The sequence below is a fragment of the Paenarthrobacter nitroguajacolicus genome, from assembly GCF_029952445.1.
GTDB classification, from domain to species: Bacteria; Actinomycetota; Actinomycetes; order Actinomycetales; family Micrococcaceae; genus Arthrobacter; species Arthrobacter nitroguajacolicus_B.
Genome location: NZ_JAQPPK010000001.1, coordinates 202489 through 215217 on the forward strand (window position 1 = coordinate 202489; position 12729 = coordinate 215217).

Annotated in this window: 13 protein-coding genes, 2 tRNA genes and 1 riboswitch; of the genes, 2 read left to right on the top strand and 13 right to left on the bottom strand. The window is 62.5% G+C overall.

The window, feature by feature from the left end:
- Nucleotides 1-9: 9 nt before the first annotated feature.
- Complete coding sequence (locus PJL15_RS01015; RefSeq protein WP_281449356.1) at nt 10-1140, bottom strand: class I SAM-dependent methyltransferase; 1131 nt, start codon at nt 1138-1140, stop codon at nt 10-12.
- 218 nt (nt 1141-1358) lie between these two features.
- Between PJL15_RS01015 and PJL15_RS01020 the strand changes: the two genes are divergently transcribed.
- Nucleotides 1359-1736 carry a cupin domain-containing protein gene (locus PJL15_RS01020; protein WP_281449357.1) on the top strand — a complete coding sequence of 126 codons (378 nt, stop codon included), beginning with the start codon at nt 1359-1361 and terminating at the stop codon, nt 1734-1736.
- 62 nt (nt 1737-1798) lie between these two features.
- Here PJL15_RS01020 and PJL15_RS01025 read toward each other — a convergent pair.
- Nucleotides 1799-1871, bottom strand: a tRNA-Ala gene (locus tag PJL15_RS01025).
- Nucleotides 1872-2233: 362 nt separating this feature from the next.
- Between PJL15_RS01025 and PJL15_RS01030 the strand changes: the two genes are divergently transcribed.
- Complete coding sequence (locus PJL15_RS01030) at nt 2234-2821, top strand: ScbR family autoregulator-binding transcription factor (protein WP_281449358.1); 588 nt, start codon at nt 2234-2236, stop codon at nt 2819-2821.
- A gap of 66 nt (nt 2822-2887) precedes the next feature.
- On the opposite strand, the gene PJL15_RS01035 is transcribed toward PJL15_RS01030, so the two are convergent.
- The 11 genes from PJL15_RS01035 to thiD form a co-directional block, all read right to left on the bottom strand.
- Nucleotides 2888-2960, bottom strand: a tRNA-Ala gene (locus PJL15_RS01035).
- 116 nt (nt 2961-3076) lie between these two features.
- A complete protein-coding gene (gene rsfS / locus PJL15_RS01040; protein WP_281449359.1) occupies nt 3077-3481 on the bottom strand; it encodes a ribosome silencing factor in 405 nt (134 codons plus the stop codon).
- 57 nt (nt 3482-3538) lie between these two features.
- Nucleotides 3539-4738, bottom strand: coding sequence for a hypothetical protein (locus PJL15_RS01045; RefSeq protein WP_281449360.1), 1200 nt, complete (start codon nt 4736-4738; stop codon nt 3539-3541).
- A 9-nt stretch (nt 4739-4747) separates the two neighbouring features.
- The gene (gene nadD, locus PJL15_RS01050) at nt 4748-5425 is read right to left on the bottom strand and encodes a nicotinate-nucleotide adenylyltransferase (RefSeq protein WP_432443782.1); all 678 of its coding nucleotides are present in this window, start codon (nt 5423-5425) and stop codon (nt 4748-4750) included.
- A 1-nt stretch (nt 5426) separates the two neighbouring features.
- Nucleotides 5427-5666 (bottom strand): hypothetical protein, encoded by a 240-nt coding sequence (locus PJL15_RS01055; protein ID WP_018777814.1) that lies wholly within the window; start codon nt 5664-5666, stop codon nt 5427-5429.
- Between the two features lie 82 nt (nt 5667-5748).
- Nucleotides 5749-7113: a glutamate-5-semialdehyde dehydrogenase gene (locus tag PJL15_RS01060; protein ID WP_281449361.1), complete on the bottom strand. Its 1365-nt coding sequence runs from the start codon at nt 7111-7113 to the stop codon at nt 5749-5751.
- Nucleotides 7110-8291, bottom strand: coding sequence for a glutamate 5-kinase (proB, locus tag PJL15_RS01065; protein ID WP_281449362.1), 1182 nt, complete (start codon nt 8289-8291; stop codon nt 7110-7112). The genes PJL15_RS01060 and proB overlap by 4 nt, the downstream gene beginning before the upstream one ends.
- The gene (obgE, locus tag PJL15_RS01070; RefSeq protein ID WP_281449363.1) at nt 8281-9867 is read right to left on the bottom strand and encodes a GTPase ObgE; all 1587 of its coding nucleotides are present in this window, start codon (nt 9865-9867) and stop codon (nt 8281-8283) included. The genes proB and obgE overlap by 11 nt, the downstream gene beginning before the upstream one ends.
- Before the next feature lie 153 nt (nt 9868-10020).
- Nucleotides 10021-10284: a 50S ribosomal protein L27 gene (rpmA, locus tag PJL15_RS01075; RefSeq protein ID WP_003803426.1), complete on the bottom strand. Its 264-nt coding sequence runs from the start codon at nt 10282-10284 to the stop codon at nt 10021-10023.
- A 62-nt stretch (nt 10285-10346) separates the two neighbouring features.
- Nucleotides 10347-10655, bottom strand: a complete 309-nt coding sequence (gene rplU, locus PJL15_RS01080; RefSeq protein WP_024816904.1) for a 50S ribosomal protein L21 — start codon at nt 10653-10655, stop codon at nt 10347-10349.
- Nucleotides 10656-11032: 377 nt separating this feature from the next.
- Nucleotides 11033-12562 (bottom strand): bifunctional hydroxymethylpyrimidine kinase/phosphomethylpyrimidine kinase, encoded by a 1530-nt coding sequence (gene thiD / locus PJL15_RS01085; RefSeq protein WP_281449364.1) that lies wholly within the window; start codon nt 12560-12562, stop codon nt 11033-11035.
- A riboswitch (TPP riboswitch) is annotated at nt 12553-12651 on the bottom strand. It overlaps the preceding gene by 10 nt.
- Between the last annotated feature and the right edge of the window lie 78 nt (nt 12652-12729).

Genomic DNA, 12729 nt, shown 5'->3' on the forward strand with positions numbered 1-12729 from the left:
GCGGGCCGTTCAGGACTTTTTGCTGCGCGTCACGGTGAACTTCGGATTCCGGCCTTCTTCGGAGGTCGGACCTACGAACCGTTCAAGAGTGGGCCGGTATTGCAAGTGGCTGTTGTACACGGTCCACAGTTCCCCTCCCGGCGCAAGGACACGGGCTGCAGCCTCAATCATCTTCAGTCCGGCACCGGCATGAACACTGGCACCCAGATGGAAGGGCGGGTTCAGCAGGATGAGGTCGACGCTGGAAGCTGGGAGCGATGACATGGCGTCATCGTGGAGTACGGTGATCCGGCCCGCGAGCCCGCTGGCCAGTGCGGTGCCCCTGGCGGAGGCTACGGCTGCGGCTGACTGGTCAGTGGCGATGACCTGGGCTTTCGGTTGCTTCCTGGCGATCATCGTGGCGAGGATGCCTGTTCCGCACCCCAGATCCACAACACGACTGGCCTCAGGCATGCGGTCAAGGAACGTCAGCAGGTAGCGTGTCCCAATATCCAGTCGTGCACCGGCGAAGACAGCGCCTTGGGCACTGACGGTGATCCCCAGTTCCGGCAAGGGCTCAACAACCGGGAAAGGCGGCTCGGAAAGGATCCTCTTTGGATCCCGCGCTATCAACACGCGGGACTTTTGCCTGGCCAGCTGGGGTTGAACCGAGGCGAAGTATTTCTCCAGCACACTGTTCATGCCAACGGACATGTGCTTGACGCGGCCGCCGGCCAGCAGGACCGCACCCGGGGCAGCAAAGCGGGCAACGGCGTCGGCGATTTCCTCCAACTCCGCCAAAGACTTCGGCAACTGCAACAGCACCAGTTCGGCGTCCTCCAGCAGTTCCCTTCCGAGCTCGTGGGGACTGTAGCGGCCTTCTCCCAAGGTCCCCCGCGCGTTACGCTGCAGCGCCAGCCTTCCGGTGAACAGATCCTGGTGCACGCGGACATGTCCGACGCCGAGCCCCGCCAGGGTGCCCAGCGTCAACGCGCCGTAGCGGTCGCCGATGACGACAATCCTGGAGTCGGGAGAACAGAAGTCCACTGCCGTTTCCAACAGGAGCTTGTCCGTGGCATCGAAGGCATGCAGGTTGTCGGCTTCGACGTCGGGCAACCTGCTCAACGAGCCGAAGAGCGCCCCAAGATCCAGTACCGCCACTATGAGGTTCCCGCTTTCCTTGCTTCAGTAACCGGGCGCAGCCGGTGTCTCGACTTTATGGGTGCTTCGGAGGAAGCTTAAGCTTGCATCACGCAAACACCTGACCCCCTCCGAACGGTGAGTTGATCCCGAAGGTGGCCGGCATACGTCACGGCGACCCCAGGAGCCAGGCGCCGGGACCCACCGTCGTTGGGCTCCCCGACCCTTTGCGAGAAGCCATGAGTGTCAATGTTGTCACGAACCTTGAAGTAAAGTCCCACAACTCCCCCGACGAAACCCGCCACGCGGACAAAACCGTGCTGGACCTGGTCACCGTGGGAGATTACACCATCGCCCGCATGACGTTTGAACCAGGCTGGACCTGGGCAGACTGCATCAAACCGGCGGTAGGCACCGATTCCTGCCAGCTGAGCCATGTTGGATTCTGCGTCTCCGGCGCCTTGGAAGTGGAGACAGACGACGGCGGGAAAATCAGCATCTCCCCCGGCGCCTCGTATTCCATTCCTCCCGGACACAACGCATGGGTCGTCGGGGACCAGCCGTTCCAGGGGGTTGAGTTCGTCAGCGGAGCCGAATTTGCCCAGGCACTGAAGTAACGGCCACCCCTTGATGGGAAAGCAAAAGACCCCGCTCAATTGAGCGGGGTCTTTTCCGTAAGTGGAGCTGAGGGGACTCGAACCCCTGACCCCCTGCATGCCATGCAGGTGCGCTACCAGCTGCGCCACAGCCCCGGATTTGCAGCCTTCGGCTGGAAGATTTTCTCTTCCCGTCGAAGCAACTCGTCAATACTAACCACAATCCCACCGGAAGAGAAATCGCCCGAAGGTGAGGTGCATCACGCTGCGCAATCACCTTTCAGGAGGCCCGCATGGCCGAGGTGCGTGGATCAGACCACCGCACCTCCCCCCAAAACCCGCCGCACGGACCTCCCGGAAGACGTGCTCTTTGGAAGTCTAGGATCTGGACGCCGGAAAAACAAAACCGTCCAGTCGGTTTCCCCGCATTTCGGGGTCCATGCGGTGATAGCGTTGTGAAGTCTCGACGGCGGCCCACCCTCCGTCATCCCTATGGTTCGAGAGGTTCACCCTTGCCAATGCAGCAACGTGCGAAGGAAACCCGGCTTGCCGTGATCGAAGGGGCCGCCAAGGTCTTCGCCGCTACCGGCTACGGAAACGCGAGCCTGTCGGACATCATCAGTCAGGCCGCGGTGACGAAGGGGGCCTTGTACTTCCACTTCACGTCAAAGCGGGAGTTGGCGTTGGCAGTCATCGAAGAACAGCACTCCATAGTCCTTGCCGCGGGAGCGGGTATCCTCGGCTCGAAATCGCCCGCGTTGGATAAAATCATCGGCCTCTGCAGGATGTTCGGCCGGCAATTACTGGACGAGCCAATCGTCCAGGCCGGCATTCGGCTCACTTTTGAAGCCTCCGCGTTCCAAGCGGACGTATCAGGCCGTTATGAGGACTGGATCCGAACCGTGGAGCATCTCCTCGTGGAAGCCAAAGCTGAGGGAACAGTGCGGCCGGACCTGGATCCCGCCGACTTCGGCCGGTTTTTGGTTGCGTCTTTCACCGGCGTCCAGATGGTGTCCGATGTGCTGACCGGACGCGGAGACGTGCTCGCACGGATAGAACAAATGTGGGAGTTCATGCTGCCCGCCATTGGAGTCCGGGACAGGTAATCCGGTCATGAAAAAGGCCCCGCCCTCTTCCGGATGATCCAGGAAGAGAAGCGGAGCCTCACAGGGTGGAGCTGAGGGGACTCGAACCCCTGACCCCCTGCATGCCATGCAGGTGCGCTACCAGCTGCGCCACAGCCCCATATCCTCGCCGCTCAACGCCTGACCTTGAGGCCATCCGCGCCGAAGCAACTCAAATATCTTAGAACAGCAATTCCGAAAATTCCAAATCGGGCATATTCGATTGCCGGGCTGCTCCTAGGCTTCGGACTCTTCCGAGGTTACGGCCTTGGCGGAGGCATCGTCACCCAACTCAAGGTCTACTACCGGGCAGTCCTTCCACAGGCGCTCCAAGGCGTAGAAGACGCGGTCTTCTGCGTGCTGGACGTGGATTACGATGTCTGCGTAGTCCAAGAGGACCCAGCGGCCTTCGGAGCGGCCTTCGCGGCGAACCGGACGAAGGTCCTGCTTCAGCAGTTCTTCTTCGATCCCGTCGACGATGGCGTTGACCTGGCGCTCCGTGGGAGCAGAGGCAATGAGGAAGATATCGGTCAGTGCCAAACGCTCGCTGACATCAAGCGCGACGATGTCTTCTGCCAGCTTGTCCGCCGCGGCACGTGCAGCGTGGCGGGCGAGAGTGATGGATTGTTCGTGTGCAGACAAGGGAACTCCTAGTTGTGGCGCGTGGCCGGGATATGGCGTGAGCCGAGTGGGGCGGAACTAACCGCTGGTAATCATGATGATGCCGACAATCAAGGCCACGAGGCCCAGAGCCAGCACGCCGTATTGCAGGAGCCGGCTGCGCTGTGCCCTGGCCAGGCCGGCAGTGTTCGCATCCAAGGGATCCAGCCCGTAGGCGGTGCTGGCCGAAACCGGGGGCCGTTGTGTTTCTTCACTGGGCGCAGCCGCGGGGACGGTCTTGTTCCGGGCTGACCTCGCTACTGCCTCGGCCCTGGCCAGGACTCCGGCGCGTCCACGCGGAGCACGCTCTTTCGCCGGCGCCTGTCCGGAATCGAGCTTCGGCGCGGAGGAGGTGACCAACGGCACGAAGGTAGTACTGGGACGCTTCATGACCGGGCGCTCGACACCAGGGACCTTCACGAACTCCAGCGGAGTCACCATGGCCAGGTTATTGGCCGTTGAAGGACCGGACGTTGAAGGCGACTTGGCCTGCCCCGTTTGGTTCTGCCCCGCTTGGTTCTGCCCCGCTTGGTTCTGTTCAGCCTGGTTCTTCTCGGCGAGTTTCTGCTTGGCAGCGGCCCGCTTGTTCAGCACTGCGGCGCGCTCAGCCAAAGCAATCTGTTGGGCCAGGACATCGGGATCAACAGCCAGCGGATCCTGCTCAGCGATATGTTCGAGCTTGGAGGTCTGGTTCTGGACCTGGGCGGCGATCAGTTCGCGAACGGCAAGAGCCTGTTCCACGGACATCTCCGATTCCGTGGGACCGCTGACTGCGTTGGGATCATCGGAGGAAGCAGCCTTCTGCTTGCTACCATCCTTGTCCCCGACCATTTCCGCAGCTTCCGGCTTGGTACCGGGCAAGGGAACGATGGGGTTCATGGACGTGGCAACTTCTGCCTGAAGCTGCTGAAGCCGGAGCTGGCGTCTCGTGGGTGGGCCGCCGCCTGAAAGCTGCTCTTCCTTGTCGGCGAGCTCCTTGATGGTGCGCAGGGCGGCGCGGTCGCGGGCGCGGATCTGGGACGAACGTTCTTGGGCCGCAGCGCCAACAGCGTCTACAGGGGCATCTGCCGCACGACGATTGCGCGCGTTTGAACGCTCTGCGTCTCCAGCAGACTCCGGTTCCGCGGGTGCAGTCGCCGCCGCCGGTGGGGTTGCCTCCGGCTGGATCTCAGGGTTCTCTTCCCGGGCACGACGAAGTTCGCGCCTGCTGCGGATGGGTCGCTGTTCCTGGCTGCTCATATTACAAACTCATTCAGTACGTGCTTGGTCGTCTGATCCGGAAAGTGCCGGTGACAGTACTCCGGGTTCGGAGCCTGGTGCATACAGTCCATATTTTGCGATGTACTGCACCACACCATCGGGCACCAGGTACCACACCGGGTTGCCTGCCCCCACGCGGATACGGCAGTCCGTGGAAGAAATCGCCATGGCCGGAACTTCCAGCAGGCTGACATCGTCAGTCCGTCCGAGGTCGTTCAGTTCGTGTCCGGGGCGGGTCACCCCCACGAAGTGCGCCAAGGACCAGAGCTCGTCCACATCTTTCCAGGACAGGATCTGGGCCAAGGCATCTGCACCGGTAATAAAGAACAGGTCGGCGTCAGGGCGCTGGGCCCGGAGATCCCGCAAGGTATCTATGGTGAAGGTCGGGCCCGGCCGGTCCACGTCTACGCGGCTGACGGTAAACCGCGGGTTTGAAGCGGTGGCGATCACCGTCATCAGGTACCGATGCTCAGGTTCGCTGACCAGCTTGTGCGACTTCTGCCATGGCTGACCCGTGGGTACGAAAACCACTTCGTCGAGGTCAAACTTGGCTGCGACTTCACTTGCAGCCACAAGGTGGCCGTGATGGATGGGGTCAAAGGTTCCACCCATCACGCCCAGCCGAAGCCTGCGCTCCGACTCCCCGCGAGGTGTTGCGGCAATAATGTTAGTGGCCCTGGCCGTGGGTGTGCTTGTTCGGGTGCTGGCGGTGCGGATCAGCGTGCTCTTCCACGGCCTCGTGGCGGTTGCCCAGGTTGGTGTAGGACAAGGTTACGAACATGAGAACCAGCAGGAGGGCGAACATGGAGACGCCGAAGACCCACGGCTCGGCCCACAACGGGGCGAGTTCCTCGTGGCCGCCTTCTGTCTCGGCGGCAATGGACGTGGCGATCTGCTGAAACAGCATCTTCTCCCCTAGTTGGTTCTCAAAGGATTTCGACGGCGGGGCTCCCCGCCGTTCCGGACTTCTGTTCTATGTTACCGCGTTGCTAGCTGCGGACTTGGCCTTCGCCTTGCACGATCCACTTTGTGGTGGTCAGTTCTGTGAGGCCCATGGGACCACGCGCGTGAAGCTTCTGCGTGGAGATACCAACCTCAGCACCAAGGCCAAGCTCGCCGCCGTCGGTGAACCGTGTTGAGGCATTGACGATCACGGCAGCGGAGTCGATTTCGGCGATGAACCTCTCAGCGTTGGCGAGGTTGTTCGTCAGGATCGCTTCGGTATGCCCCGTGGTCCACTTCCGGATGTGCTTCACCGCGTCATCAAGGCTGTCCACCATCGCTACGGCGAGGTCCAGGTCCATGTACTCGGTGGCCCAGTCGTCGTCGTCCGCGGGAACCGTTTCAACACTGCTGCCCAGGGCTGCCGCTATCCGGTCATCAACGTGCAGTCTCACGCCAGCCTTGCGCAAGGCAGCGGCAACGGCAGGCAGCGTTGTGGACCCTGAGTGCACCAGGAGTGTCTCCACCGTGTTGCAGACGCTGGGACGCTGTGTCTTGGCATTGAGGAGTATCTCAACGGCCATCTCTTCACTTGCCGACTCGTCAATGAAGATGTGGACGTTGCCCTCCCCCGTTTCGATGACGGGCACCGAGGAGTTGGTGACAACGGTCTGGATAAGCTCGCGCCCGCCACGGGGAATCAAGACATCCACACGTCCCCGGGCACGCATTAGGACGTTTGCACCTTCACGGCCGTACTGGTCCACGGTCTGGACGGCATCAGCAGGAAGTCCTACCGAATCCAATGCATCGCGAAGGATCCGGACCAACGCCTCATTGGTATTGGCGGCAGCCGAACCGCCGCGAAGGATCACCGCGTTGCCGCTCTTGAGGGCAAGTCCGGCGATGTCAACAGTGACGTTGGGGCGGGCTTCGTAGATGGCGGCAACGACGCCCATGGGCACATTAACCTGGCGCAGGCGCAGGCCGTTGGGTAGTGTCTGCCCACGGACCACGTTGCCCACGGGATCCGGCAGCCCGGCCAGGTTCTCGAGTGCGGCCACCAAGCCGTCGATGCGCTCAGGCGTCAGGGTAAGCCGGTCCAGGAGTGCTGCGGAGGTGCCATTGGCGCGGCCTACGGCAACATCCTTTGCGTTGGCCTCCAGGACCTGCTTCCTGTTCTCGAGCAAAGCTGAGCCGATGGCACGCAGAGCACGGTCCTTCCACGCACGGTTCGCCTGCCCCAACCGACGTGCGGCTTTCCGGGAACGGTCGGCAATGGCGTGGACAGCAGCTTCAAGTTCTTCCGGCGACAACGGAAGGCGTCCGGCCACAGGGGTCTCAGGCGCGTTGCCGGCGGTGCCGGTAACGTCGGAGATCACGGGGGCGTCAGGGGTCAGCGCTTCAGTCATGCACCCAGTTTAGATGAGCGCGGCCCCCGCAGGAGTACCAGATCGTCAACATGAACAACTTCGCGGTCGTAGCCCCGGCCCAGCGACTGGCCCAGCTCCTGGGTAGTCCGGCCCAGCATGCGGGGAAGTTCCTGGGACGAGTAGTTCACCAGGCCCCGGGCAACGATGCTTCCGTCCAGTGCCACCATCTCCACCGGATCCCCGGCCTCGAAGTCGCCACTGACCTCCGAAATACCGGCGGGAAGCAGTGACCGGTGCCTGTCGCGCACGGCTTTCACTGCGCCGTCGTCGAGAGTCAACCGTCCCTGGACGCTGGCCAGGTGGGCCAGCCACAGGAGGCGGACGGGCTTGCGGTTGCCATTGACGGCGAACCAGGTTCCCACGTCCTCCCCCGCAAGTGCTGCTGCGGCGTTGGCGGTGGAGGTCACCAAAGCATGAATACCGGACCCAGCGGCAATTGAAGCGGCCTCGACCTTGGTCATCATGCCACCAGTTCCCACACCGGCCTTGCCGGCTTTGCCGATGGTCACTTCCTCCAGGTCCCCGGGTCCGCGGACCAGCGGAATGCGGCGGGCACCCTGGGAGGGCGGGCCGTCATAGACGGCGTCGACGTCGGATAGAAGCACCAGCGCGTCGGCGCGTACCAGGTGCGCCACCAGGGCCGCCAGACGGTCGTTGTCGCCGAACCTGATCTCGTGGGTGGCGACGGTGTCATTCTCGTTGACAACCGGCACGACGCCGAGGTTCAGCAACCGGTCCAAGGCCCGGAACGCATTGGTGTGCTGTGTCCGGCGCATCAGGTCATCGGCAGTCAGCAGAACCTGGCTCACGGTCACGCCGTGCGCATTGAAGGCCTGTGTGTAGCGTGCCATCAGCAGACCCTGGCCAACACTCGCCGCCGCCTGCTGCGTGGCAAGATCCTTGGGCCGTTTGGCCAGGCCCAAAGGCGCCAAGCCGGCAGCTATGGCACCCGAGGACACCAGGATGATCTCAGTCCCCGCGTTTCGTTTAGCGGCTAGGGCATTGACCAGTTGGGTCAACGATTTCTCGGAAATGCCACCCTTGATGCTGGTCAGCGAGGAAGAACCCACCTTGACCACGATCCGTTTGGCGGCAGCTATCCCCTGGCGTTCCAGTCCTGCAGCGTCCTCGGAAGCTTCGACGGTCCTAGTCGTCATCACCGGAATCCAGGGCGCTTTCCTTTACCGTCCGGGCACGCCGACCACTGACGGATTCGGTCCAGATGCCGGCTTTGCGCTCGGCCTCGAGCTCAGCGCGGGCTGCAGCCTTGGCCTCGCGGCGCTCGATTTGCTCTTCACGCTTCTGCGAACGGGTGGGGCGGTCACCGATGTCAGCGACACGGATGTCTGTGCCTCGAGGCGTCGCCAGGAGTTCGGCACCGGCCATCATGGTGGGCTCCCAGTCGAAGACGACGCCGTCGTCCTCACCGATGACCACGGTATCGCCAGGCTTGGCGCCGACCTTGAACAGCTCTGTCTCCACACCAAGCTTGGCCAGGCGGTCTGCGAGGTAGCCGATGGCTTCCTCGTTGGTGAAGTCCGTCTGCTTGACCCAGCGCACGGGCTTCTCGCCCAGGACGCGGAACAGCGGTTCGAGGTTCTTTTCCTCGCGACGGATCCTGAAGCCGGACTCGTTGACGGCGCGCGGGCGAAGGACAGGTGCGGCCACCTTGGGCGGGGCAGCCTGGACAGCGTCACGGGCAGCTTTGACGATCTCAGCCATGGCGAATCCAAGCTGGCGCAGGCCCTCGTGGCTGGTGGCGGATACTTCGAAGACGCGGTATCCGCGTGCCTCGAGGTCCGGACGAACGAACTCAGCCATGTCCTTGCCGTCGGGAAGGTCCACCTTGTTCAGGACAACCAGCTTGGGGCGCTCGTTCAACGGAACAACTTCGCCGTCAACGCCGGCATAGCTCATGTCGACGGCGTACTTCTCAAGTTCCGCTTCGATGATGGCCAGGTCCGACAAAGGATCGCGGTCTGATTCCAAGGTGCCGCAGTCAAGGACGTGGACCAAGGCAGCGCAGCGCTCAACGTGACGCAGGAAGTTGTGTCCGAGGCCCTTGCCTTCACTGGCACCTTCGATAAGGCCCGGAACGTCGGCGATGGTGAAACGGACGTCGCCGGCCTCCACAACCCCGAGGTTGGGAATGAGCGTCGTAAAGGGATAGTCGGCAATCTTTGGGCGTGCGGCAGACATCGCAGCAATCAGGCTGGACTTGCCCGCAGAGGGGAAACCAACGAGCGCGATGTCGGCGATGGATTTCAGTTCCAGGACGATGTCGCTGGATTCACCCTCGATGCCGAGCAGTGCAAAGCCGGGAGCACGGCGCTTCTGCGACGACAAGGAGGCGTTGCCGAGGCCTCCCTGGCCACCGGCAGCTGCAATGTACTCGGTACCCTCGCCCACGAGGTCGGCCAGGACTTCGCCGTCCTTTGTCTTGACCACGGTGCCGTCGGGTACGGGAAGAATCAGGGTTTCGCCGTTCTTGCCACCGCGCCAGTCACCCATGCCCGGGCCACCGTTGGTGGCGTGGCGGTGGGGAGCGTGGTGGTAGTCCAGCAGAGTGGTGGTTTGGGCCGACACACGAAGGATGACGTCGCCGCCATTGCCGCCGTTGCCGCCGTCGGGTCCGCCGAGCGGCTTGAACTTCTCCCGCTTTACGGAGACACAGCCGTGGCCGCCGGTTCCGCCGGATACGTGCAGTACTACCCGGTCTACAAAGCTCGCCACGTGGATCTCCTCAGTTGCTGTTTTCCAGCGTTGTTGCTGTTGCCAGCGCTGTTGCAAAACCAGCGCGCCTGGGGCGCCCTAGTCGATTGTAATGCGGTTAAAAGAACGGTGGAGCGGGCCGTTTGGCCCGCTCCACCGGTTCAGAACTTGTTGTTACTCTGCAGCTGCAGCAGCAACGATGTTCACTACGCGACGGCCGCGGCGAGTACCAAACTCAACCGCACCGGCCTGCAGGGCGAACAGGGTGTCGTCGCCACCGCGACCGACGCCTGCACCGGGGTGGAAGTGGGTTCCACGCTGGCGGACGATGATCTCGCCGGCGGAAACTACCTGACCGCCGAAGCGCTTGACGCCCAGGTACTGAGCGTTGGAGTCACGACCGTTGCGAGTGGAACTCGCGCCTTTTTTGTGTGCCATGTGAAATGCCTGCCTCTAAATTTCTGGGGAAACTGAAAAACCTGAACAGCGGGTAACGAAAGTTACGCGATGCTGGTGATCTTGATCTTGGTCAGTTCCTGACGGTGACCCTGACGCTTCCGGTAGCCGGTCTTGTTCTTGAACTTCTGGATGACGATCTTCGGACCACGGAGGTCTTCGAGGATCTCAGCCGTAACCTTGACGTTGGCCAGTTCCGCTGCTGCGGAGGTGACCTTCTCGCCGTCAACCAGGAGCAAGGCGGGCAGCTCAAGCGTGCTGCCGGCTCCACCGGGGACGCGGTTGAGCGTTACGTAGTCTCCAACGGAAACTTTTTCTTGGCGGCCGCCTGCGCGGACAATCGCGTACACCACTTGGGTACTCACTTCTCTCGACGTTTATAACTAAATTTGCGTGCGGAACCTGTCACCGGAATCAGGCTTGGTTCGCGCTGTGCCTCAACGCCGTGGACTTCTGTTCGAAGTCCGCGAGTCATCCCATGAACAATTCCAAGGGGCATAACCCAAGTGTTGGCGTAAGCACCGAAGATCAAGATTACGCTAGTTTGACCCTCAGCTGCAAATGAGGCCGGGTCCGGAGGCTACCACGTGACTTGCATCACGAGTCGTAACGGACTCTCCCGGCACCGTGCCCATACAGCCTACAGGGTTTGCCGGCAAATAACGTGATCCGGGCCGCGACGCGCGGAACCGGCCATATTTTGCCGCCGTCCGGGCAGTTCCTGTAACGCCTAGGCGTAAAGCCTGGGAGCGTCGAAGAATGCCGTTTCATAACGGCAGGACTGGCTGAATGCCTGAAGCATCTCCACGCGTTCACGCCCCGAAGCTGCGATCGCCGCGGCATCTGTGAACTTGATCGCAGCCCGGGTGGCAGAGGCAAACTCTTCGTCGGCATACGTCCGCAGCCACTCCGCGTAAGGGTGGTCAGTGGAGGCGCCGGCATCGACGAAAGCTGCGTGGAGCTTTTGTCCCACTTCCGCGTACAACCAATAGCAAGGCAGGATCGCCGCAAGGACAACTGCATAGCTTCCGGACGCGGAGGTGGCCAGCAGATGGTCCACGTAGGCCTTGGTCACCGGCCCGGTCCCTCCCGATGCCTCACGGGTGCTCAGCCAGTTCCTGTGCAATTCCGACTCCACTTCAAGGCACTGCCGTGAACCCATGGCCCAGAACAGCTGTTCCTCTTCCGTCGGGGCCAGTGCACCTGCCCGGGCCAGCACCCTGGAGTAGCCGTTCAGGTAGATGGCATCCTGCGCGAGGTAGTAACTGAACGCAGACTCGGGCAGCTGCCCCGACTGCAACTCCTGGATGAAGTCGAGCTCGTGGATCTTCTCGAGTTCCGGGACGGCTTCCTTCCACATGGTGGCTGCGAAACCGCCAGGCCGGAGGCTGCGCTGGTGGTGGAAATGGTCTACGGGGCCGTTGCCGCTGCCAACCTCCAACTTGCTTGAATCCACCAGGGCCTGGAGCAACCACGGCTTCACCTCGCGCAGCGAGGCCTCCCAGTCACCCGTGCGCGCCTGAACGGTTGCCAACGCCGACGAAAGCGAGCACCCGGTGCCATGGCTGTTCTTCGTCGCTATCCTGGGGCCCGCGACCTCCACGACGTCCTGCCGCAACAGCCCGCTGGTGTTGACCAGCGCATCAGGACACTCCGAGCCAGCCAGGTGGCCGCCCTTCACCAGCACAGTGTTCCCGTACTCGGCCGCAAGGCGCTTGCCCTGGTCCAACGCCGACGCCCAATCGGCTGCCTCGGGCTCGCCCAGCAACATGGCAAGTTCGGGCAGGTTCGGCGTGATCAGGTCTGCAAGGGGCAGCAGGGACCGCAGCGCCTCCCCTGCGGACTCCGTCAGCAGCCGGTCACCACTGGTGGCTACCATCACCGGGTCCAGGACCACGACGGCGGGACGCACCTCTTCGAGCCACTCGCGGACCACAAGGATGACCCCGGCGTCGCCAAGCATGCCGATCTTGACAGCATCAATGGCGATATCGCTGCTGATCGCGTTCAACTGCTGGCGCAGGAACTCCACCGGCGGCACATGCACAGCGCTGACGCCGAGGGTGTTCTGGGCTGTCAAAGCCGTAATGGCAGCCATGCCATATCCGCCGTGGGCGGAGATGCTCTTCAGATCAGCCTGTATTCCGGCTCCTCCTGAGGGGTCCGATCCCGCAATGCTCAGAACGCGCGGGGCATCCCTCCCCGCGGCCAACGGATACACAGAGGAGGAAGACAAAGATGGGTATGACAACGCGGGCATGAGGACATCCCTTCGCCGGTGCTAACCGGACAGGTTCAACGGGTTTGGATCTCAGCCCGGCCCGACGCCTGGCACCCCGTGTCAGTCCCCCAGCCTAACGCACCCGGGCACGGCAAAGGCCCTGCAATTCCCGCTTGCAGCGGATATTGCAGGGCCCTTGAAACCGC

Bases quoted from the DNA above. Each gene is read 5' to 3' on its own strand.
- PJL15_RS01020 (WP_281449357.1), top strand. From the start codon at position 1,359: ATGAGTGTCAATGTTGTCACGAACCTTGAAGTAAAGTCCCACAACTCC.
- PJL15_RS01030 (WP_281449358.1), top strand. From the start codon at position 2,234: ATGCAGCAACGTGCGAAGGAAACCCGGCTTGCCGTGATCGAAGGGGCC.
- PJL15_RS01045 (WP_281449360.1), bottom strand. From the start codon at position 4,738: ATGAGCAGCCAGGAACAGCGACCCATCCGCAGCAGGCGCGAACTTCGT.
- PJL15_RS01055 (WP_018777814.1), bottom strand. From the start codon at position 5,666: ATGCTGTTTCAGCAGATCGCCACGTCCATTGCCGCCGAGACAGAAGGC.
- PJL15_RS01060 (WP_281449361.1), bottom strand. From the start codon at position 7,113: ATGACTGAAGCGCTGACCCCTGACGCCCCCGTGATCTCCGACGTTACC.
- proB (WP_281449362.1), bottom strand. From the start codon at position 8,291: ATGACGACTAGGACCGTCGAAGCTTCCGAGGACGCTGCAGGACTGGAA.
- rpmA (WP_003803426.1), bottom strand. From the start codon at position 10,284: ATGGCACACAAAAAAGGCGCGAGTTCCACTCGCAACGGTCGTGACTCC.
- thiD (WP_281449364.1), bottom strand. From the start codon at position 12,562: ATGCCCGCGTTGTCATACCCATCTTTGTCTTCCTCCTCTGTGTATCCG.